Origin of the sequence: Pandoraea pnomenusa, assembly GCF_040391475.1 — a bacterium.
Lineage (GTDB): Bacteria > Pseudomonadota > Gammaproteobacteria > Burkholderiales > Burkholderiaceae > Pandoraea > Pandoraea pnomenusa_C.
Genome location: NZ_JBEBXS010000001.1, coordinates 317,492 through 338,239, shown reverse-complemented (window position 1 = coordinate 338,239; position 20,748 = coordinate 317,492). Strand labels below are relative to the sequence as shown.

Annotated in this window: 18 protein-coding genes; 9 read left to right on the top strand and 9 right to left on the bottom strand. The window is 64.4% G+C overall.

The annotated features are described in order from the left end of the window. Positions 1-157 precede the first annotated feature (157 nt). From ABWO90_RS01390 to ABWO90_RS01380, 3 genes are all read left to right on the top strand, one after another. A complete protein-coding gene (locus ABWO90_RS01390; RefSeq protein ID WP_353189402.1) occupies positions 158-2,593 on the top strand; it encodes a cyanophycin metabolism-associated ABC transporter in 2,436 nt (811 codons plus the stop codon). Positions 2,594-2,612: 19 nt separating this feature from the next. Further along, positions 2,613-3,080 (top strand): cyanophycin metabolism-associated DUF1854 family protein, encoded by a 468-nt coding sequence (locus ABWO90_RS01385; protein ID WP_353189401.1) that lies wholly within the window; start codon positions 2,613-2,615, stop codon positions 3,078-3,080. Positions 3,081-3,177: 97 nt separating this feature from the next. Then, complete coding sequence (locus tag ABWO90_RS01380; RefSeq protein ID WP_353189400.1) at positions 3,178-4,086, top strand: recombination-associated protein RdgC; 909 nt, start codon at positions 3,178-3,180, stop codon at positions 4,084-4,086. 118 nt (positions 4,087-4,204) lie between these two features. Here ABWO90_RS01380 and ABWO90_RS01375 read toward each other — a convergent pair whose 3' ends face one another. Continuing rightward, complete coding sequence (locus tag ABWO90_RS01375) at positions 4,205-4,915, bottom strand: SDR family oxidoreductase (protein WP_353189399.1); 711 nt, start codon at positions 4,913-4,915, stop codon at positions 4,205-4,207. A 217-nt stretch (positions 4,916-5,132) separates the two neighbouring features. On the opposite strand from ABWO90_RS01375, the gene ABWO90_RS01370 reads away from it, so the two are divergent. Further along, entirely contained in the window at positions 5,133-5,705 is a 573-nt protein-coding gene (locus ABWO90_RS01370; protein ID WP_353189398.1) for a TetR/AcrR family transcriptional regulator, read from the top strand. A 30-nt stretch (positions 5,706-5,735) separates the two neighbouring features. Here the strand turns inward: ABWO90_RS01370 and ABWO90_RS01365 are convergent, their stop codons facing one another. Next, positions 5,736-6,641, bottom strand: a complete 906-nt coding sequence (locus tag ABWO90_RS01365) for a LysR family transcriptional regulator (protein ID WP_502922520.1) — start codon at positions 6,639-6,641, stop codon at positions 5,736-5,738. Positions 6,642-6,819: 178 nt separating this feature from the next. Here ABWO90_RS01365 and ABWO90_RS01360 point away from each other — a divergent pair, with 178 nt between their 5' ends. Further along, complete coding sequence (locus tag ABWO90_RS01360) at positions 6,820-7,536, top strand: SDR family oxidoreductase (RefSeq protein WP_353189665.1); 717 nt, start codon at positions 6,820-6,822, stop codon at positions 7,534-7,536. A gap of 72 nt (positions 7,537-7,608) precedes the next feature. Further along, positions 7,609-8,400, top strand: a complete 792-nt coding sequence (locus tag ABWO90_RS01355; RefSeq protein ID WP_353189396.1) for an SDR family NAD(P)-dependent oxidoreductase — start codon at positions 7,609-7,611, stop codon at positions 8,398-8,400. Positions 8,401-8,883: 483 nt separating this feature from the next. Here ABWO90_RS01355 and ABWO90_RS01350 read toward each other — a convergent pair whose 3' ends face one another. Beyond that, a complete protein-coding gene (locus tag ABWO90_RS01350; protein ID WP_502922519.1) occupies positions 8,884-9,084 on the bottom strand; it encodes a hypothetical protein in 201 nt (66 codons plus the stop codon). Between the two features lie 350 nt (positions 9,085-9,434). Between ABWO90_RS01350 and minC the strand changes: the two genes are divergently transcribed. The 3 genes from minC to minE are packed head-to-tail and all read left to right on the top strand — an operon-like array spanning position 9,435 to position 11,310. Further along, positions 9,435-10,187 carry a septum site-determining protein MinC gene (minC, locus tag ABWO90_RS01345; RefSeq protein WP_353189663.1) on the top strand — a complete coding sequence of 251 codons (753 nt, stop codon included), beginning with the start codon at positions 9,435-9,437 and terminating at the stop codon, positions 10,185-10,187. 43 nt (positions 10,188-10,230) lie between these two features. Beyond that, positions 10,231-11,046: a septum site-determining protein MinD gene (minD, locus tag ABWO90_RS01340; RefSeq protein ID WP_353189395.1), complete on the top strand. Its 816-nt coding sequence runs from the start codon at positions 10,231-10,233 to the stop codon at positions 11,044-11,046. Positions 11,047-11,055: 9 nt separating this feature from the next. Beyond that, positions 11,056-11,310: a cell division topological specificity factor MinE gene (gene minE / locus ABWO90_RS01335; RefSeq protein ID WP_023595730.1), complete on the top strand. Its 255-nt coding sequence runs from the start codon at positions 11,056-11,058 to the stop codon at positions 11,308-11,310. Positions 11,311-11,485: 175 nt separating this feature from the next. Here minE and ABWO90_RS01330 read toward each other — a convergent pair whose 3' ends face one another. From ABWO90_RS01330 to ABWO90_RS01305, 6 genes are all read right to left on the bottom strand, one after another. Next, entirely contained in the window at positions 11,486-12,346 is an 861-nt protein-coding gene (locus ABWO90_RS01330) for a DUF1571 domain-containing protein (protein ID WP_353189394.1), read from the bottom strand. Between the two features lie 145 nt (positions 12,347-12,491). Next, complete coding sequence (locus ABWO90_RS01325; RefSeq protein ID WP_353189393.1) at positions 12,492-14,219, bottom strand: AMP-binding protein; 1,728 nt, start codon at positions 14,217-14,219, stop codon at positions 12,492-12,494. 117 nt (positions 14,220-14,336) lie between these two features. Next, positions 14,337-15,659: an acetyl-CoA C-acetyltransferase gene (locus ABWO90_RS01320; protein ID WP_353189392.1), complete on the bottom strand. Its 1,323-nt coding sequence runs from the start codon at positions 15,657-15,659 to the stop codon at positions 14,337-14,339. Continuing rightward, the gene (locus ABWO90_RS01315; protein WP_353189391.1) at positions 15,656-16,594 is read right to left on the bottom strand and encodes a MaoC/PaaZ C-terminal domain-containing protein; all 939 of its coding nucleotides are present in this window, start codon (positions 16,592-16,594) and stop codon (positions 15,656-15,658) included. Before ABWO90_RS01315 ends, ABWO90_RS01320 begins: the two co-directional genes overlap by 4 nt. Before the next feature lie 2 nt (positions 16,595-16,596). Next, on the bottom strand, positions 16,597-18,030 hold the full coding sequence (locus ABWO90_RS01310) for a 3-oxoacyl-ACP reductase (protein ID WP_353189390.1): 1,434 nt from the start codon (positions 18,028-18,030) through the stop codon (positions 16,597-16,599). Between the two features lie 70 nt (positions 18,031-18,100). Then, complete coding sequence (locus ABWO90_RS01305) at positions 18,101-20,599, bottom strand: acyl-CoA dehydrogenase (RefSeq protein WP_353189389.1); 2,499 nt, start codon at positions 20,597-20,599, stop codon at positions 18,101-18,103. Positions 20,600-20,748 lie beyond the last annotated feature (149 nt).

Sequence of the window (20,748 nt, the reverse complement as noted above, 5' to 3'; positions counted from 1 at the left end):
ATTTCCATGTTGCACTGTGTCATGCGGGAACTCCGCGCCGCAAAAGGCGTCGCTGTGGTTATACTTGCGGCAATTTCGCGGACCTGACAGGGAAAGTTCGCCTCGTTTTTACTCGTTTGCCTGATGTCCGCCCCTTGAGGACACGTCTGCCGCAGCAATGACCGACACCTCCGCTCCGGCGGCTTCTTCCGCCGCCAATTCACCCGTCTCACCGGCCGCCGCCGCCGCAGCCGCCGCCGCGTTACCCTCGTCTGTCCGTAACGCCGCGAGCGAGCCGTGGTACCCGGCGCTCTCCGCGCAACTGGCCGACGGCGAGATCGTGCTGGCCTGGCTGACGCTCGATCTGGACGCGCAACTGCACTTCGCACACGGCGTGGCCGTGGCGACCGATCGGCGCGTTCTGGCGCGCGAAGCCCGGCGCGGCGGCGGGGCGGCCGGGGCCGACTGGACCCACGGATGGCAAGCCTGGTCGTTTCGTTCCGACCTTTCGCTCACGCATACCGATCACGCGGGGGTGGGCTCGCTGGAGCTGTGCGACGCCCGCGAGAAGCTCGCGACCTGGCGCTATACGCTGGGGCGTAACCCGGCGGCGCTCACCCTGATGGACACCATTGCGCGGCAACGCGACGCGCAGGTCGCGGGCGCTCTGGCAAGCGAGGTGACCGAGGAGCCGGGCGTCTGCCCGATCTGTCAGGCCGAACTGCCCCCGGGCAGCGACGATTGCCCGCAATGCAATCCAGAGGTGGAAGCCCCACCGTCGACATGGGCATTGCTGCGTCTGTGGCGCTTCGCCCGGCCGTATCGCTTCCAACTGCTGGCAGGCTTCCTGCTCACGTTGTGTGCTACGGGCGCCACGTTGATCCCGCCGTATCTGACGATGCCGCTCATGGACAACGTGCTGATCCCGTTCCAGAACGGTCAGCCCATCGATTACCACCTGGTGGGAAAGTATTTGTCCGGACTGCTCGGCGCGGGCGTCGTGGCCTGGGTGCTCGGCTGGGCGCGTACCTATCTGCTGGCGAAGGTGTCGGAGCGCATCGGCGCCGATCTGCGCACGGCCACGTATTCGCACCTGCTGCGTCTCTCGCTGGAATACTTCGGTGGCAAGCGGACGGGCGATCTGATGGCACGCATCGGTTCGGAAAGTGACCGCATCTGCGTGTTCCTTTCGCTGCACCTGCTCGACTTCGCCACCGATGTGCTGATGATCGTCATGACGGCGGTCATTCTGGTGTCGATCAATCCGTGGCTCGCCGTGGTCACGCTCTTGCCGCTGCCGTTTATCGCCTGGCTGATCCATCTCGTGCGCGATCGCCTGCGTCACGGGTTCGAGAAGGTCGACCGGATCTGGTCGGAAATCACCAACGTGCTCGCCGATACGATTCCGGGCATCCGCGTGGTCAAGGCGTTTGCGCAGGAAAACCGCGAAGTGGCGCGCTTCAAGGAAGCGAACCGGCACAACCTCGTGGTCAACGATCGCGTGAACCGGGTGTGGTCGCTGTTCTCGCCGACCGTCACGTTCCTCACCGAAGTCGGCCTGCTGGTTGTGTGGATGTTCGGGATCTGGCAGGTCTCGAAGCACGAGATCACGGTCGGTGTGCTGGCCGCGTTCCTCACCTACATCAGCCGTTTCTACACGCGTCTCGATTCGATGAGCCGCATCGTGTCGGTCACGCAGAAGGCCGCTGCCGGCGCCAAACGCATCTTCGATATTCTCGATCACGTCTCCAACGTTCCCGAGCCGGTCAACCCCGTGCATCTGAAGGAAGTGAAGGGCGCGATCGATCTTCGCGACATCGGTTTCCGCTACGGTAACCGCGCAGTGATCCGCGGCATGGACCTGCGCATTGCGCCGGGCGAGATGATCGGTCTGGTCGGGCACAGCGGGTCGGGCAAGAGCACGCTCGTGAACCTGATCTGCCGTTTCTATGACGTGGCCGAGGGCTCGATCCAGATCGACGGCGTGGACATTCGCGCGCTGCCGGTGTCGGACTTCCGCCGCAATGTGGGCCTGGTGTTGCAGGAGCCGTTTCTGTTCTTCGGCACGATTGCCGACAACATCGCCTACGGCAAGCCCGACGCTACGCGTGCCGAGATCGTGGCCGCAGCGCGCGCCGCCCATGCGCACGAGTTCATCCTGCGCCTGCCGCATGGCTACGATTCACTTGTCGGCGAACGCGGCCAGGCGCTCTCGGGCGGCGAACGTCAGCGGATTTCCATTGCGCGCGCGCTGCTGATCGATCCGCGCATCCTGATTCTCGACGAGGCGACGTCTTCGGTCGACACGGCCACCGAGAAGGAAATCCAGAAGGCGCTCGACAACCTCGTCAAGGGACGCACGACGATTGCCATTGCGCACCGACTCTCCACGCTGCGCAAGGCCGATCGTCTCGTGGTGCTCGATCGCGGCAAGATCGTCGAAGTGGGCAACCACGACGAACTGATCGCACGCGAAGGCGCGTACTACAAGCTCTATCAGGCGCAGCAGCGCAATGTCGATACGGACGTCGACGAGGTCGTTGCCTCGGCCGAGGCGGCCGCTACGGTCGCAGCCGTTGCCGCTGCACCGGCCCAGCCGCTATCCGTCAACTGAACCGTTCGCGAAGACAACCATGCAGATTGATTTCACCTTGTCGCGCAACGCCTTCGGACGTCTCGTGCTGACCGACGCCTCCGGTATCGCCCACGAAGGTGTGGTGCCGGTGCGTGCCTTCCCGATCGCTGCCCCGGACGATGGACTGGCTCTCGTCAGCACGGACGGCCGCGAACTTGTCTGGCTCGATTCGCTCGACGCACTGCCCGCCGCCATGCGCGCGCTCGTGGACGAAGAACTGGCCTCACGGGAATTCATGCCGGAGGTGCTGCGCATCAAGGGCGTGTCGACATATGCCACGCCCAGCACCTGGACCGTCGAGACCAACCGGGGCGAAGCGTCGTTCGTGCTGCGGGGCGAAGAGGACATTCGTCGCCTGGGCGGCCCCACGCTGCTCATCACCGACAGCCATGGCATTCACTTCCTGATTCGCGATTCGGGCAAGCTGGACAAGCCCAGCCGCAAGATTCTCGACCGATTCCTCTGACGCTTTTCGACGCTTTTCGACCGAATCCCGTTGCCACATATCGCCGGATGTCCCGGCGCTGGTAAAATCGCGTTTTTGCTTTTTGCGGTGATGCCCGATGTGGTTCAAGAATCTTCAGTTGCACCGAATTCCTGCCGGTTGGTCCATGAGCGTCGCGCAAATGGAGGAGGCGCTCGAGAAGCACGCCTTCCGCGAGGGCGGCAGCCTCGAAATGCAGGTGCAGGGCTGGGCCCCGCCGCGTGAAGGCGGCGAGCTCGTGCACAGCATCAACCGTCAGTTCCTGCTGGCGTATCGTGCCGAGAAGAAGCTGCTGCCGTCGACCGTCGTCAATCAGGTCACGCGCGCCAAGGCGGCCGAACTCGAAGAGCAGCAGGGCTTCAAGCCGGGCCGCAAGCAGATGCGCGAGCTCAAGGAGCAGGTCACCGACGAACTGCTGCCGCGTGCCTTCGGCATTCGCCGCGACACGCGCGTGTGGATCGATCCGGTCAACCGCTGGCTGGTGATCGATGCCGCGTCGCCCGCGAAGGCCGACGAAGTGCGCAGCCTCCTGCTCAAGACGCTCGACATCATTCTCGAGAACGTCGAACTCAACGAAGCACCGGTGGCCGTGATGACGTCGTGGCTCGCGGGTAACGATGCGCCCGGCGGCTTTACCGTCGACCAGGACGTGGAACTGCGCTCGAACACCGACGAGAAGGCAGCCGTGCGTTACGTGCGCCACCCGCTCGACGGCGCCGACGTGCGTCAACACATCGAGGCGGGCAAGCGCTGCACCAAGCTGGCCATGACGTGGAACGATCGCATCTCGTTCGTGCTGACCGACGCCTTCATGATCAAGCGCGTGACGCCGCTCGATATCATCAAGGATGCCGCCGACCCGACGGCCGAAGGCGAGGCCGAGAAGTTCGACGCCGACGTCGCCCTGATGACCGGCGAACTGGCGCGCATGCTCGACGATCTGGTCGAAGCCGTGGGTGGCGAACGTCAGATGGACAAGGCGGCCTGACCGGCTCCGGCGCCGGGTTTCCCGCGCACGCCGAGGACCGAAAAACGCCGCGATACCCGAAGGGGTGTCGCGGCGTTTTTGCTTCTGTCGAGCCTTACGCGCTTATGTGCTTACGTGCTTATGCGCTTGCCGCAGGGTCAGCGAGATAAACCCCGTGCGAGAGCGCCTGCTTCACCTGCCGCGTGGCGTCGTCCACGCTGACCTCCGTTTCCCCCGCTTCGAGGGCGTCGTAAGCCTGACGCACCACGTCCGACGGGGCGATCTTTTCCGCATCGAAACCCCGGGTCAGATCCGTGTCGATGTACCCGGCGTGCAAACCGACCACTTGTGTGTGCTGATCTCGCAATTCCTGACGCAGGCCGTTGGTCAGCGACCATGCGGCCGCCTTCGTGATCGAGTACTCGGCGAGTGCCGTCGCGTTGATCCAGCTCACGATGGAAAGCACGTTGAGCAGCGCGCCGCCGCCATTGCGGCCAAGGACGGGCGCAAACGCTTGCGACATGGCGAGCACGCCAAACAGGTTGGTATCGAGCGTCTCGCGCAGCAGTTCGGCGGCACCCGGCTTCGTGAGGCCGCCGGACAAGCGCGCGATCCCCGCGTTGTTGACGAGCAGCGTGACATCGCCCGCGAGTCGGGCCGCCGCGGCAACGTCCGCAGGGTCATTGACATCGAGTTTGACCGGGATCACCCCCGGTAACGTGACGTTCGCGGGATCGCGTGAGCCTGCGTAAACCTTCTTCGCGCCCCGGGCGAGGGCCGCTTTTGCGAACGCCAGTCCCAGCCCGCGATTGGCGCCGGTGACGAATACGACGGCATCTTCGATCTTCATTTCACATCTCCAGCAAGGTAAGGGCGCCGCTCCCGGGAACCCAGGGAAGGTGACGGCGTGATGAATCGGCTATACTCCATGACAATTGTGATCGCCATCGTCATTTGTGAGGCATTGTGCCGAAGTCGGCATGATGGTGTCAATGGTGATCGACATTGTCTTTTTCGATGACGGTCATAGCGGCGATTGCGCTTCATTGATCGTTGGGGAGCCATCGATGGGTATTTCGAGAGAACGAGCGGCAGAGAATCGCGAGACGATCGTGGCGGCGGCCGAGCGGTTGTTCCGTAAGCACGGTGTGGATGCGGTCGGGCTGACGGCATTGATGAAGGCTGCGGGATTCACGCAAGGCGGCTTCTACAACCATTTCAAGTCGAAGGATGCCCTTGTTGCTGCGGTCATGGAACGCGCCGTGAACGCCAGCGACACGCTGCTGGCGGACATACCTCCGGAGGGACGGGTGGCGCAGTACCTGTCGCCGGCGCATCGCGACGACGTGGCGTGTGGCTGCCCGATGGCCGGATTTGCGGGCGACGCACCGCGCATTGGTCGCGAAGCGCAAGCGTGCTACGCGAAAGGGCTGGCCGATGTGATCGCGCGAATGGAAGCCGCAGGCGTGGCGCGAGGCGTGCCGCCGACGCAGGCGCGTTCGGACGCCATGGCGCGCTTCTCGCAAATGGTGGGCACGCTGGTGCTCTCGCGCGCCGTCTCGGGCGCTGACCCGGCGCTGGCGGAAGCGTTACTCGCGGCGGGGCGACTGGCGCTGAAGGGTGACGACGCACAGGGTTGAGGCGTTCGCAGCACGTGGCGCCGTGCCACGTCAGCGCGAGGGCCAGCGCCACGTGGCGCGAAGCTGATCGCGAAGGAAGTCGACGAAGGCCCGCGTGCGCGGCGCGAGGTGTTTGCTGTGCGGATACACCGCGTGCAACGGCGAGGCCGGGATCTGCAGGGTCGGCAGGACCCGCACGAGGCGTCCCGCCGCGATATCGTCGCCGACGTCCCATATCGATTTCTGCGCAATACCTGCGCCGTGCAGTGCGAGTTCGTGAGCGGTATCGCCGTCATCGACGACATAAGTGTCGCGAACCTGGATGCGTAACGTTTCGGACTGCCATACGAATCGCCAGTCGCCGTGCGGCGCGTTGCCGAACAGAATGCAATCGTGCTGTTGCAGGTCGCCTGCGTCCTGCGGCGTGCCGCGTCGCGCCAGATATTCCGGCGACGCAATGAGCACGCGGTAGTTCGGGGCCAGTTCTTGAGCGATGAGGCTGGAGTCGGGCAGGGTGCCGACGCGAATGGCAACGTCGATGCCGTGCGATACCAGATCGACCCAAAGGTCGCTCAGTTCGAGGTGCACCTTCAGGTCCGGATGCCGCTCGCGGAAGGCGACGAGCAACGGCGCCAGATGGCGGCGACCGAACGCGCGCGGCGCACTGACGCGAAGCACGCCGCCGACGGTGCCCGCTTGACGGGTCATCAACCGCTCCGTCTCAGCAATCTCGGCAAGAATGCGCTGGCAGCAAGCGTGAAAGACCTGACCCTCCTCGGTCAGTGCCTGCTTGCGCGTGGTGCGATTGAGCAGGCGCACGCCAAGACGCTGCTCCAGCAACCCAAGGCGTTTGCTCACGACGGCGAGCGACAGGCCCAGATCTCGGGCGGCCGCCGACATGCTCCCGGTGGCCACGACCCGGTCGAAAAGGGTGAGATCCATTGTCTGATCGATCATCGCGCCTCGATTCTCAATAAATTAAAGAGAGTGATTCAGTTTTTAAGGGGATTATCTTCGTGCAAGGCGAGGATCACAATAGCCTCCATGACATCACGGCGGGACGGCGGGTAAGTCTTCGCGAACGTTTGGGCGGTGTCACGCTTTCCCCATCGTCTTTCTCTCTTTGTGGAGCTTCATCATGTTCAATTTCGAAGGTCAGCGTGTGTTGGTGATTGGCGGCAGTTCCGGCATCGGTCGTGCGGCGGCGCAGGCGTTTGCCCGGGCCGGTGCTGCGGTGACGATAGCCTCGCGCAGCCAGGCGAAACTCGACGACGCGCTGGCGACCATTGGCAGTGCAGCGCGTGCGGTCGTGCTCGATACGACGGACGCGGCGGCCGTCGAGCGGTTTTTCGCGGATCACGCGCCGTGGCAGCATGTGGTGATTTCTGCCGCGCAGACGCCGACGGGACAAGTGCGTAAGCTATCGCTCGACGACGCACACGCCGCGTTCGACAGCAAGTTCTGGGGCACCTATCACGTGGCCCGCTACGCGCGCATCGAAGACGGCGGCTCGCTCACCCTGACTTCCGGCTATCTGAGCGTGCGGCCGAACACGTCGTCGGTTGTGCAAGGGGCCATCAACGCCGCGATCGAAGCGCTCGGCCGAGGGCTCGCCCTCGAGCTCTCGCCGGTGCGCGTGAATACCGTGTCGCCGGGGCTCACCGTGACGCCGCTGTGGAACAAGATGGCCGAGGCCGACCGGGAGGCGATGTATCGCAATGCAGCGGAGCGTCTGCCTGCACGACGCGTGGTGGCGGCCGAAGACGTCGCCAACACGATGTTGTATCTGGCAGGTACGCCGAGCGCTACAGGCACCACGGTGCTGATCGACGCCGGCGGCGCAATCGCCTGACATCGGGCACCGTTGCATCATTCTGACGAAGTGAAATCGTATTCAGGTCAATCGTTCTCAGGAGAGTCATTCATGCATATCGATCTGAAAGACAAGGTGGCGCTGGTCACGGCGTCGACGGCGGGCATCGGCTTTGCGATTGCTCATGGGCTGGCCGCCGCCGGCGCCACGACGGTTGTCAACGGGCGTTCGCAAGCAGGCGTCGACGCGGCGGTGGCGAAGCTGCGTGACGCGTTGCCCAATGCACAGGTGCGCGGTCTTGCCGCCGATCTGTCGAGCGCGGCAGGCTGCGAAGATCTGGTCTCGGCCGTGCCCGATGTCGACATTCTCGTGAACAACGCGGGGGTGTTCGGTCCGCAGGATTTTTTCGAGATTCCGGACGCCGAGTGGGAGCGCTTCTATGACATCAATGTGCTCTCGGGCGTGCGTCTGTCGCGGGCGTATCTGCCGGGCATGGCCGAGCGCGGATGGGGGCGCGTGATCTTCATTTCTTCGGAGTCCGCGCTCAATATTCCCGAAGACATGATCCATTACGGCATGACGAAGACGGCCCAACTGGCCGTGTCACGCGGGCTCGCCAAGCGCATGCGTGGCACGGGCGTCACGGTGAACGCGGTGCTGCCGGGGCCGACGCTGTCCGACGGCGTGGTCGAGATGTTGCACCGGGCAGGCGTGCCGGCGGACGCCGACATGGCGCAAGCTGCCGCGGAATTCGTACGTGAGCACCGTCCGTCTTCGATCATCGGTCGCGCGTCGAGTACCACCGAGGTCGCCAACATGGTCGTCTATGTTGCGTCGCCGCAAGCATCGGCCACGACGGGTGCTGCGCTGCGTGTCGACGGCGGGGTGGTCGATTCGCTTTGAGCATTCGTCGACGGATGACGGTGGTCGACCGACCGGCCACCGTCAGGTCGCAGTCATACGGCTGTCAGCCGCGAATTTGCTGCGTCGCGGCAGTCCGTCGCAGGCTTTGTGCCAAGGCTTGATGTAACGCAAACGCGGTATACCCGAATCACTTTCGGGTACCCATTTCGATAGGGATTGCCTAGAATGAAAACGTGCCATCCCGCCATATCGAAGTTAGGAGGCCGCTATGCTTACAGGGAGCTTGATTGCAATGTTGGTGATCGCGCTGGTGGTCGGCGCGGCGGTCGCGTGGCTTGTGGATCGCAACTGGTGCCGGGAGCATCCGGGGGCGCGACACACGTGGCGGCGGTCGCATCGTAGCCATGTGCGGCACGGCTGAATTCGCACGAAATCACAGGGTCAAGCGGCCCGATAAATGAAAAGCCCGCCTTTCGGCGGGCTTTTTTGTTGCTACTGCCACCTCAACAGCAGGCGCGACGCTCAGGCTACGGCCTGAAGGACATACTTGCCCTGGACAGTCAGGCGCGGGGACTTCACACCCGGCTCCAACTCTTCCCATTCGATCAGCTTGCTCTCGAGCAACGATTCGAGGTCCGGGCGATCAAGCTCCACTTCCTTCGGAGCGTCCTTGATCAGCATCAGGGTGGCAAATTCATGATGACTCAGCATTTGGCTCAGCATCTTCGTCTCCCGGTTTTTCGGTTCCACAGGGGGTCCCTCATCAGGGACTTTAAGGATAGGTCACGAATATGGCACTTGCGCGACAAAATTCGGACTTTCGTTGTTGCGTTGCAGTATGTGTTTTCTGGGACTTTCCCACCGCCAGCATAGTGCGGTGGAGTGACAAACTCATGTCACTCCATCAGGATTTTTCTGCCGCTTTTGCACACCCAACGGGGAGGTATGGTGCATCGCACCAATGGTGATTTTTGGGCAAATCGCGGGCTTATCCTGCTTATTTGCGGTTTGCTCTCTCGCAAGGGGCGGTAGAATGGCCCAATTTGCCAGCAATTCGCGCACACCAACCTGACATGCCGCAAAAGAAAACGCCGTACTTCGAGTTACGCAGTGGAGCCGTCGATACCCTGCATTTCGTTGTCAAGACGCCGCAATTGGACACCCTGCGCACCGAACTGGCGCAACGTTTCGAAGCGACCCCGGAGTTTTTTGCAGGCGACACCGTCGCTATCGACGTGCGGCGTCTGTCCGCCGACGAGCGCGTGGCCGTGCCCGCGTTGGCCGAAATGCTGGCCGAGTTCCGCATGAAGCCGATCGGGGTGGTCGCCAATTCCGAACAAGCCGATTGGGCGGTCGTGGACGGGCTGCCTCGCCTGGATAGCCACGAGCGTCGGGTACCGCGCGCCACGCGCGAGCAGGAGGCGTCGGCCGAAACGGTGACGTCGGAGCCCGCGCCGGTGACGGCGCCGGCCGCACCCGAGGCTGCCGCCGTTGCGTCGACGATCATCGATCGACCGCTGCGTTCCGGCCAGCAGATCTATGCCAAGGGCGATCTGATCATCCTCGATCTCGTCAGTTATGGGGCCGAGGTGATCGCGGAAGGTAATATTCACATTTACGCGCCGCTGCGGGGGCGGGCACTGGCAGGCGTGAAGGGCAAGCTCGACGCGCGCATCTTCTGCACCTGCCTGGAACCCGAGCTGATTTCCATCGCCGGTATTTACCGGACTGGCGAATATGCGCTGCCGCCTGATGTTCAGGGGCGTTCGGTGCAGGTGCGGCTGGTAGACGACAAACTGATTTTCGAGCCCCTCGGGCTCAAATGATTCGTAGCTAATTTCATCCTCAAGTTTGGGAAGGCATCGACAGATGGCAAAAGTGATTGTGGTGACCTCTGGCAAGGGTGGCGTCGGCAAGACGACGACCAGCGCCAGCTTTTCCGCCGGCCTCGCCTTGCAGGGGCACAAGACGGCAGTCATCGATTTCGACGTTGGTCTGCGCAATCTCGACCTCATCATGGGTTGCGAGCGCCGCGTGGTGTACGACCTGATCAATGTGATCCAGGGCGAAGCCAATCTGAATCAGGCAATGATCAAGGACAAGTCCTGCGAAAACCTGTTTATCCTGCCGGCCTCGCAAACGCGTGACAAGGAAGCACTCACGCAAGCCGGCGTCGAGAAGGTCATCAATGACCTCGCCGACATGGGCTTCGAATACATCGTGTGCGATTCGCCGGCCGGTATCGAGTCGGGTGCGCTGCTCGCGATGCACTTCGCCGACGAGGCGCTCGTGGTGACGAACCCCGAAGTGTCGTCGGTGCGCGATTCGGACCGCATTCTGGGCATTCTGTCGTCGAAGACGAAGCGTGCCATCGAAGGCAGCGAGCCGATCAAGGAGCACCTGCTCATCACCCGTTACAACCCGAAGCGTGTCAACGACGGCCAGATGCTGTCGCTCGAAGACATCCAGGAAATTCTGCGAATCAAGCTTATCGGCGTGATTCCGGAGTCGGAATCGGTACTGCATGCCTCGAACCAGGGCACGCCGGCGATTCATCTGGACGGCACCGACGTGGCCGACGCCTATCGTGACGTGGTGAGCCGATTCAAGGGCGAAGACAAGCCCATGCGCTTTACCGACTATCAAAAGCCGGGGCTGTTGCAGCGCATTTTCGGCTCGAAGTAAGGAGCGCCCATGTCCTTCCTGTCTTTCCTCCTGGGGGAGAAGAAAAAGACCGCCGCCGTCGCGAAAGAGCGCCTGCAGATCATTCTGGCGCACGAGCGCGCGGGCTCGTCGCCGCCGGCGGACTACCTGCCGGCCCTGCAACGCGAGCTGGTCGCGGTCATCTCCAAGTACGTCAAGATCGGACAAGACGACATCAAGGTCAGCGTCGAGCATCAGGACAACCTGGAAGTGCTCGAAGTGAAGATCGAACTGCCGCAGACCTGATCGGTCGCGGCAGGCCGGTGTGCCCGATGCCACGGGGTATCGCGCGCACTGCGCTTGTCGATGTCGGAAGTCCGCCCGAACCAAAGCCCGCCACCCCGAAGTCAGGGTGGCGGGCTTCTGTCGTGCCTGTGCGCGTCGCGCGGGTCCGGGCGCTACGCGACGCTGTGTCGCCGACTCAGAACTTGTAGTCCGGGTTCTTCGGGTCGAACGTCGCGTCGGTCCACTGTTCCTTGCGAACCTTCTCGAAACGCATTTCCTCGATTTTCTGTCCGGCGGCGTCCCACGCCTCGATGCCGCGCGGGCGGCCAGTCTTCAGGTCGAGCAACACCCGCGACTTGTTCGCGTAATGCTGCGGCGGGCCGGAAGGTGCGTCCCATTCCAATGCCAGGACTCGCGTGCCATTCAGTTCGGATATCGAAATTCTGGCGGGCTTCTCGGGCAGGCCGGCGGCGCGGAAACTGCGACCGTCGTGAGCGATCTGCTCGGCGATGAAAGCGAAACCCAGGTCGCGCACCGTGTGATTCGACTGCGAGCGCGCGAGCGGGCCGTCGATGCTGCTCCAGATCGACGTAAAACCGAGAATCCCGCCGAGATGGCCGTACATCTCCTTCGGGTTCTTCGTCTCGTCGTACAGGATTTCCTGCCCGGTGTGCGCGCCGTCCGGCAGCCACTTCGTATAGATCTGCAACGGCTTTTCGCGGATCTTCACGGTCATGCGATCGGGCGTGCTCTGCCATTGGTTGTTGATGCGCTCGTGACGCGTGAGCTCGTATTGGTACTCGGGCATGGCGGCCGACTCGGCCTTCAGGAAACGCACGAGGGCGTCTGCCTGAACGACCTGCATGCGCGCGACGATCTGCTCGTCGCTCATCTTTGCCAGTTCGCCGCTCTTGATGGTGCGCGCAAGCCACTGGGTCTGCGCCGCGACCGGCATGACGGCGAGCTTCGCGACTTCGGGGTCGGTCGTGCCGGTCGCCGGGGCGGCGCTGGCTGCAGCGTCGGCTGGCGACGACGCTTGCGCAAACGCCGCGGGCACGTGCAACGTGCCAATGCCGAAAGCGAGCGCGAGCCCGGCGCATAGGGCGGATACGGAGGATCTGGAGGGTATGGAGGGTATGGAGGATATGGAAGATACGGAGGCGCCGCGGTGGCCGGCATGGACTCGGTGGTGCGTCGACATGTTATTTGTCTCCCTGGATCGCTGGGGCCGCGTCGCGCAACTCGCGACGCAGAATCTTCCCGACTGCTGTCTTGGGTAACTCGCCCTGACGGAACTCGACCATGCGCGGCACCTTGTACGCGGTGAGATGCTCGCGGCAGTGAGCGAGCACGGCGTCCGCGCTCAATTGCGGGTCTTTCGCAACGACGACGAGTTTCACGCGCTCGCCGACCACGGGATCGGGCACGCCGACCACGGCCGCTTCGCGTATCGACGGATGGAGCATCACGACGTCCTCGATTTCATTGGGATACACGTTGAAGCCCGACACCAGAATCATGTCCTTCTTGCGATCGATGAGGCGCACGTAGCCGCGCTCGTCCATCACGCCCACGTCGCCGGTCATCAGCCAGCCGTCGGCGTCGATGGTCTTCGCCGTGTCTTGCGGACGCTGCCAGTAGCCGCGCATCACCTGCGGGCCGCGCACACATAGCTCGCCCGGTTCGCCGGGGTCGGCCCAGGTGCCGTCGTCGCGTTTGAAGCGAACCTCGGTCGACGGTGCGGGCAGGCCGATGGAGCCGCTGAACTCGTAATCGTTCATATGCGCCAGATCGACCGGGTTCATCGTCACGATGGGGGAGCATTCCGTGAGGCCGTAGCCTTCGATGATCGGCTTGCCGGTGACCTGTTTCCAGCGCTCGGCGACAGCGCGCTGCGTGGCCATGCCACCGGAGAGCGACAGTTTGAGTGCGGAGAAATCGCGGGCGCAGAAGTCGGCGTTCTCCAGCAAGCCGTTGAAGAGCGTGTTGACCCCGGTCACACCGGTGAAGGTTTCGTTGCGAATGATGTAGACGACCTTCTTCACGTCGCGTGGATTCGCAATGAGGATGTTACGTCCGCCCAGGCTCATGAAGATCAGGCAGTTCACCGTGAGCGACAGGATGTGGTACATCGGCAGCAACGACAGATTCACTTCGATGGCACCGTCGAGCTGGTCGGCGGCCCATGCCTCGGTCTGCAGCAGGTTGGCGAGCACGTTGCCGTGCGTGAGCATCGCGCCTTTGGCCACGCCCGTGGTGCCGCCCGTGTACTGCAGGAAGGCGAGGTCGTCGCGCCTGAGCGGGACGGGTTTGGCCGTGAGCGTTGCGCCGTGTGCGAGCGCGTGACGCAGCGCGATAGCCTGCGGCAGCGCGTACGGCGGCACCTGTTTCGCGACGTGGCGCATGAGGAAATTGACGGCGCGGCCCTTGATATTCACCCCCGGGCCGAGCAAGTCGCCGATCTGCGTGACGAGCACCCGACGCACCTCGGTGCCGGCAATGGCGTCCTGCACCGTTTTCGCGAAGTTCTCGAACACGACGATCGTGCGCGCGCCGCTGTCGGCCAGCTGATGCTTCAACTCGCGCACCGTGTACAGCGGGTTGACGTTGACGACGACGGCGCCCGCGATGAGCGTGCCGAAAAGACAGATGGGGTACTGGAAGCAATTGGGCATCATGAGCGCGACGCGCTCGCCCGGCATCACGCCTTGCGCTTGCAGCCACGCTGCAAACGCGTAAGCCTGGCGCGAGACTTCCGCATAGGTGATCTCGCTGCCGAGACTGACGAACGCGACGCGCTCGCGGTATTTGTCGATCCACTCGTCGAAGGCCTGGACGAGCGACGTGTAACGGGTCACGTCGATATCGGCAGGCACGCCGGGTGGATAGGCGCGCAGCCACACGCGCCCCTCCTGGACTGCTTGTTCCATCATCCTCTCCCTGTGGTTCGCCGGCTCCGGCCTGGGAAGCGCGGCGCGGTTGCTCTGACGGCAACTCGACGCTCGCGGGTCGGCCGGCGATACTTATTGCCCCTGCATGGCTTTACATCATTCGCGCTCCAGCATGGCCACGACGCCCTGACCGCCGGCGGCGCAAATCGAGATGAGACCGCGACCACCGCCGCGCTCGGCGAGCAGCTTGGCGAGCGTGGCGAGAATGCGCCCGCCGGTGGCGGCGAACGGGTGGCCGCACGCAAGCGAGCTACCGTTGACGTTCAGCCGCTGGCGGTCGATGCTGCCCAGCGGTGCAGCCAATCCGAGCTTGTCGCGACAGTACGCGGGGTCTTCCCACGCCTTCAGCGTGCAAAGCACCTGCGCGGCAAACGCCTCGTGAATCTCGTAGAAGTCGAAGTCCTGTAGTGTCAGGCCCGCCTGCGCGAGCATGCGCGGCACGGCGTAGGCCGGTGCCATGAGCAGGCCTTCCCGTTTCGCCTCGTCGGGATTGAAGTAGTCGACGGCGGCGGTTTGCGAATACGTCAGATAGGCGAGCACGGGGTGGTTGTGCGCTCGCGCCCAGTCTTCGCTGGCGAGCAGCACGCACGACGCGCCGTCGGTGAGCGGTGTCGAATTGCCCGCGGTGAGCGTGCCGGCCGCGCTGCGATCGAACACCGGCTTGAGGCTCGCGAGTTTCTCGAGCGAGACGTCGGCGCGCAGATTGTTGTCGCGTTGCAGGCCGCGAAACGGTGTCATGAGATCGAGGAAGAAACCGCGCTCATAAGCGGCTGCCAGATGCTGATGGCTGGCGAGCGTGAGTTCGTCCTGCGCGGCGCGCTCGATCTGCCAGTGTTTGGCCATCAACTCGCAATGCTCGCCCATCGACAGGCCCGTGCGGGGCTCGCCGTTGCGCGGTAACGCGGGGCTGAACAGCATGCCCGGACGCACTTTGGAGAGAGCGCCCAACTTGCCTGCGGTACTGCGTTGACGGTTGGTCTCGAGCAGGATCTTGCGCAGTTTTTCGTTCACCCCGATGGGCGCGTCGGAGGCCGTGTCGACACCGCCCGCAATGGCGACGTCGATCTGGCCGAGCGCGATCTTGTTGCCGGTGAGGATGGCCGTCTCCAGCCCGGTGCCGCAGGCCTGCTGGACATCGTAGGCGGGCGTTTGCGGGGCGAGCGTCGTGGACAGCACCGATTCGCGCGTCAGGTTGAAGTCGCGGGCATGCTTGAGCACGGCGCCGGCCGCCACTTCGCCGAGCGTCTGGCCGTGGAGTTCGAACCGGTCGACGAGGCCCTGAAAGGCTGCCGTGAGCATGTCCTGATTCGATGCGGTCGTGTAGGCGGTGTTCGAGCGCGCAAACGGAATGCGATTGCCGCCGAGGATCGCCACGCGGCGAAGGGCAGGGGCGGGTGCGGTGGGCTTGAAGGCGCTCATGACTGAGGGTCCGGATGGGAGGATGTCGGGGATGCGGAAGTCCAGCGTCCGCGCAGATGCGGCACCGTACCCGCCGCATCGCGCAGTTCGAAAGCGCTGCCTTGCGGGTCGCGCCAGAGTGTCACTTCGCCGGGCAGCCAAATCGGCGTCTTGAATTCGACGAGCAGATCGAGATCGCGCATGTTCGACGCATCGGCCGGCATCACCGCCGCGAGGGCTCTCGCGAAGCTCCACATGCCGTGAATGATCGGGCGCGAAAATCCGAATAGCCGGGCCGTGACCGGCCACAGATGGATCGGGTTGTAGTCGCCGGAGACGCGCGCGTATTGACGACCGAGGTCGCCCGGCACTTGCCACGTCGCCGATTTGACGAGCGATGCCCCGGCGCTGAGTTCTGCACGATAAGGACTGCCGAGCGCGTTGCGCACGCCCGTGCGCAGGTAGAGGCTCTCGCCGCGCCAGACGAGCTTCCCGTCACGATGCGCCGTGGTCAGCACCGTGAACACCTGTCCCTTGTCGTGCGCATAGAGCGCGCCGCATTGCACGTCGATGTCGAGCCGGTCGCCCGCCGTAAGGGGCGCGAGCGGGCGGATGCGATTGGCCAGATGCACCATGCCGAGCATGGCGTAGGGAAACGCACGGTCGGTCATCAGCAGCATGTGCAGCGGGAAGGCCAGCAAGTGCGGCCACGTCGGAGGGACACCGTGCGCCTCGGAGAAGCCGCACAAACGCGCGTAGCGGGCGATGTCGGTGGCGTCCAGCACGACATTGCGACGCCGGAAGGCAAGCGGCGGCAGTGCTCGGGCCGTTGCCTGTTTGCGCGATGTCAGCAGTGCACGCAGATATAAATGTAGCGGCGCCGGCAATCGTGCGACGTCCACGATATGCGGCGCGGCAGACGTGTCGGTGGGCTCGGGCGGACGATCGTTGGGCATGGTTACGCTCCGAGCAGGCTTTGGCCGCATACACGCACGGTCTGTCCGGTCAGGGCGCCCGAGGCCGGGTGCGCCAGCCACGCGATGGTCTCCGCGACATCGACCGGCAAGCCGCCCTGACCGAGTGAGTTCATGCGGCGTCCGGCTTCGCGAATCGCGAAGGGCACCGCAGCGGTCATCTGCGTTTCGATGAAACCGGGCGCGACGGCATTGACGCTGATCTGACGCGCCGCCAGCTGCGGCGACCACGCTTCGACCAGTCCGATCACCGCGGCCTTCGACGTCGCATAGTTCGTCTGCCCGCGATTGCCGGCAATGCCGCTGATCGACGCCACACCCACGATGCGGCTGTTGGCGCGCAGCACGCCGGCCTCGAGCAGGGCGGCGTTAATGCGTTGTGGCGCACCGACGTTGATGTCGAGCACGCTTTGCCATTGTGCGTCGCTCATGCGTACGACCGTCTTGTCGCGCGTGATGCCGGCGTTGTGAACGAGGATGTCGAGGCCGCGCGGCGCGTGAATGGCGAGATGGGCGAGGAGTGTGGCGCCGGCTTCGGGCGCTGCGATGTCACAGGCGAGGGCGCTGCCGTCGAGCCGCGTGGCGACTGTCTCCAGGGCGCTTTGCGCGGACGGGATGTCGACGCAGACGACATGCGCGCCGTCGCGTGCCAGCACCGTCGCGATGGCTTCGCCGATGCCGCGTGCCGCCCCCGTGACGACCGCGACCTGTCCGGCGAGCGGGCGCTGATCGCGCATTGGCGGCGTGTCGAACACCGGGTCCTGGAGTGTGACGGCCTGACCGCTGACGTAGGCGGCGCGCGGCGACAGGAAGAATCGCAGCGTGGAGTGCAGCGATTCGCGCGCGCGGGGCGCGACGTAAAGCAGCTGTGCTGTGGCGCCGCGGCGAAGCTCCTTCGCGAGTGATCGCACGAAACCCTCAAGCGCACGTTGCGCGATGCTGGCTTGCGGCGTCGGTGCCATCGCGGGCGGGAGTCCCAGCACGAGGACGCGGCCGCACCTGTCGAGCGACGCGACCGTGTCGTGGAAGAACGTGTACAGCGCACCCAGTTCGTCGGTGCTGGCGATGGCGCTTGCATCGAACAGCAAGGCTTTCGGGCGGACACCCTCGCTCGCATTGAAACGTCCGCTCATCGTGCCGGCCTTGTTGGCGTACGAGATCCAGTCGAGGCGCTCGGCGTGCGCAAGGCTCGGAACCCCGAGCCAATGCAGTTCGCGGGCGAGGCCGGGCAGCAGCGGGGCGTCGCCTGCGCCGCCCACGACGGCGAGCGGCGCGGGGATGGCGCGTGCTTCGGCCACGTCGTCGCCGTAGTCGGGCATGCGCTCCAGCGGCACGGGCCGAGGCAGTCCCAGCGCGTTGGCCAGGCGGCTGCCGACGGCGGAGTTGGCGAAAGCGAGATAACGGTCGGACGTCGTCACGGCGCGGAAATCCTCAAAGTCTCGGAACGGTTGGCGGGATTGGTGGGGCTAGCGGGATATGGGGCATGGCTCATGAGGTGAGCGCTTCGTCGGCAGTCTCTCGCTGCTGCGCCTGCTGCATGTCGGCGAGACGCCCGAAGTCGGCCGGAAAATCGTCGACCGCGACGGCGCGTGCGGCGTAATCGGCGTATTGCGCCAACACGCGGCGTTCGTCGTCGCTCACCAGTTGCAGGCTGGCGGCGTGATCGACCCAGCGAGCGAAGTCGGGCAGGCTCTGCGGCATGGTCGGCAGACGGCCTTCCTTGACGGCACTGCGCAAGCGCTGCTCGATCGTGGTGACGTGCGGCGTCATCTGGAAGACGATTTCGCCGTAGGCGAGACCGTCGACTTCCGGACGCGGCGAGTAGCTGCCAGCAATGAGGCGCTCGCGCGCGTCGCCCGGTGTCTGCATCAGTTCGGCCACACGGGAGGCCAGCGCATCGGACGGTTTGGCGTAGGGCAGGCCGAGCGGGGCGAGCTTCCAATGCATCCACCATGCGACGAACCGCGACGGATAGTTCGCCAGCACGCCTTCGAAGGCCTCGCGGGCTTGCCACAGTGCGTCTTGCGCGGCCCAGTGCACCAGCGGCAGATCGGCTTGCGGACGGCCTTCGTCTTCGAAACGCTTGAGGGTGGCCGTGAGCAGGAACAATTGCGACAGGATGTCGCCCAGACGGCCGGAAATGCTCTCGCGGCGCTTGAGCGAGCCGCCGAGCACCGCCATCGAAACGTCTGCCGCAATCGCCAGCAGCGTGGACATGCGGTTGGCCGCGCGATAGTAGGCGTGCAACTCGGGTGCGGCGTTCGACGGCACCGACGAGAAGCGCGCATGCGTGATGCCCTGCAGCGCACCGCGCACGATGTTGCTCGTGACGAAGGTCAGATGCCCGAAGAGTGCGTCGTCGAAAGCGCGCACGGCGGCGCCGCGATCGGCGGTCTGCGCAGCGGCGAGTTCCTTGAGGACATACGGATGGCAGCGGATCGCGCCCTGGCCGAAGATCATCAGGCAGCGGGTCATGATGTTCGCGCCCTCGACCGTGATCGACACAGGAATTTGCTGGTAGGCGCGGGCGAGGAAGTTGTTCGGGCCCATGCAGATGCCCTTGCCGGCAACGACGTCCATGCCGTCGTTCACCACCTTGCGCGCGCGCTCGGTCACGTGATACTTCGCAATCGCGGAGATCACCGAGGGCTTTTCGCCGAGATCGACCGCCAACGCCGCCATGCGACGCGCGGCGTCCATCGCGTACAGGTTGCCCGCCATGCGGGCGAGCGCTTCCTGCACGCCCTCGAACTTGCCGATCGGCGTGCGGAACTGGCGGCGTACCGCCGCATAAGCACCGGTGGCGCGTACGGCAATCTTCGAATAGCCGACGTTCGATGAGGGCAGGGAAATCGCGCGTCCGGCAGCGAGGCATTCCATCAGCATCCGCCAACCGTGGCCGACCTGTGCCTGGCCGCCGATCACCCAGTCGAGCGGAATGAAGACATCCTTGCCGGCGTTCGGGCCATTCTGGAACACGGCATTCAGCGGCCAGTGACGCCGTCCGATGACAACGCCCGGATGGTCCGTCGGAATGAGCGCGCAGGTGATGCCCGGCTCGTCGTCATTGCCGAGCAGATGCTCGGGGTCGAGTGCGCGAAAGGCGAGGCCGAGCACCGTCGCGATGGGGCCGAGTGTGATGTAGCGCTTGTTCCACGTTACGCGAAAGCCCAGCGTTTCGCGGCCCTCGTGCACACCGCGGCAGACGACGCCGACATCAGGGATGGCCGCGGCGTCGGAGCCCGCGTAAGGACTCGTCAGCGCGAAGCAGGGGATCTCCTGCCCCTTGGCCAGGCGCGGCAGGTAGTAGTTCTTTTGTTCCTCGGTGCCGTAGTGCAGCAGCAGCTCGGCCGGGCCGAGCGAGTTCGGCACCATGACCGATACGGCGGCGGCAGAGCAACGCGACGCGAGCTTCATCACGACTTGCGAGTGCGCGTAGGCGGAGAATTCGAGGCCGCCGTAGCGCTTGGGAATGATCATGCCGAGGAAGCCGGCGTCCTTGGCGTACTGCCAAGCCTTGGGCGGGAGATCCTGCCAGACTTGCGTGCTTTCCCAGTCATTCGAAAGATCGCAGAGATGCTCGACCTCGTTGTCCATGAACGCCTGCTCTTCGGCGCTCAGCGACGGCGCGGGCAGCGCCATGAACTTCTGCCAGTCGGGGCGGCCCGAAAAGAGATCGGCATCCCACCAGACGGTGCCAGCTTCGATGGCGTCTTTTTCGGTCTCCGACATTTCCGGCATGATGGTCCGGAACTTGGCGAGCATCGGCGCAGTAATCCACGCGCGACGCAGCGGGGCAATGCTCAGTATCAGTGCGGGAAGTACGAAGACGATCGCGAGCACGACGCTCGCCACCGTTCCGGTCAGTTCGAACGCGGCCCCTGCGGCAACCCACAACACCGTCGCAATCAGCCACTGCCAGGCGTGAGCGCGATAGAACAACAAGGCGCACAGGCCCACGACAAACGCGAGAATCCATACGGTCATGATTTCCTCCTCCCTTTCGGTTCGACGGCCCGCACATGCGATGCCGCTCGCGCGCGCCCGGCGAAGTCGCCATGCGCGGCAGGCAGGTAGCGCCCGGGGGGGCTGTCGTCCTTGGGCCATCTGCCGGTGCTCGCGGGGTCGGGATGCCT

Bases quoted from the DNA above. Each gene is read 5' to 3' on its own strand.
- ABWO90_RS01390 (WP_353189402.1), top strand. From the start codon at position 158: ATGACCGACACCTCCGCTCCGGCGGCTTCTTCCGCCGCCAATTCACCC.
- ABWO90_RS01385 (WP_353189401.1), top strand. From the start codon at position 2,613: ATGCAGATTGATTTCACCTTGTCGCGCAACGCCTTCGGACGTCTCGTG.
- ABWO90_RS01380 (WP_353189400.1), top strand. From the start codon at position 3,178: ATGTGGTTCAAGAATCTTCAGTTGCACCGAATTCCTGCCGGTTGGTCC.
- ABWO90_RS01375 (WP_353189399.1), bottom strand. From the start codon at position 4,915: ATGAAGATCGAAGATGCCGTCGTATTCGTCACCGGCGCCAATCGCGGG.
- ABWO90_RS01370 (WP_353189398.1), top strand. From the start codon at position 5,133: ATGGGTATTTCGAGAGAACGAGCGGCAGAGAATCGCGAGACGATCGTG.
- ABWO90_RS01365 (WP_502922520.1), bottom strand. From the start codon at position 6,641: ATGATCGATCAGACAATGGATCTCACCCTTTTCGACCGGGTCGTGGCC.
- ABWO90_RS01355 (WP_353189396.1), top strand. From the start codon at position 7,609: ATGCATATCGATCTGAAAGACAAGGTGGCGCTGGTCACGGCGTCGACG.
- ABWO90_RS01350 (WP_502922519.1), bottom strand. From the start codon at position 9,084: ATGCTGAGCCAAATGCTGAGTCATCATGAATTTGCCACCCTGATGCTG.
- minC (WP_353189663.1), top strand. From the start codon at position 9,435: ATGCCGCAAAAGAAAACGCCGTACTTCGAGTTACGCAGTGGAGCCGTC.
- minD (WP_353189395.1), top strand. From the start codon at position 10,231: ATGGCAAAAGTGATTGTGGTGACCTCTGGCAAGGGTGGCGTCGGCAAG.
- minE (WP_023595730.1), top strand. From the start codon at position 11,056: ATGTCCTTCCTGTCTTTCCTCCTGGGGGAGAAGAAAAAGACCGCCGCC.
- ABWO90_RS01325 (WP_353189393.1), bottom strand. From the start codon at position 14,219: ATGGAACAAGCAGTCCAGGAGGGGCGCGTGTGGCTGCGCGCCTATCCA.
- ABWO90_RS01320 (WP_353189392.1), bottom strand. From the start codon at position 15,659: ATGAGCGCCTTCAAGCCCACCGCACCCGCCCCTGCCCTTCGCCGCGTG.
- ABWO90_RS01315 (WP_353189391.1), bottom strand. From the start codon at position 16,594: ATGCCCAACGATCGTCCGCCCGAGCCCACCGACACGTCTGCCGCGCCG.
- ABWO90_RS01305 (WP_353189389.1), bottom strand. From the start codon at position 20,599: ATGACCGTATGGATTCTCGCGTTTGTCGTGGGCCTGTGCGCCTTGTTG.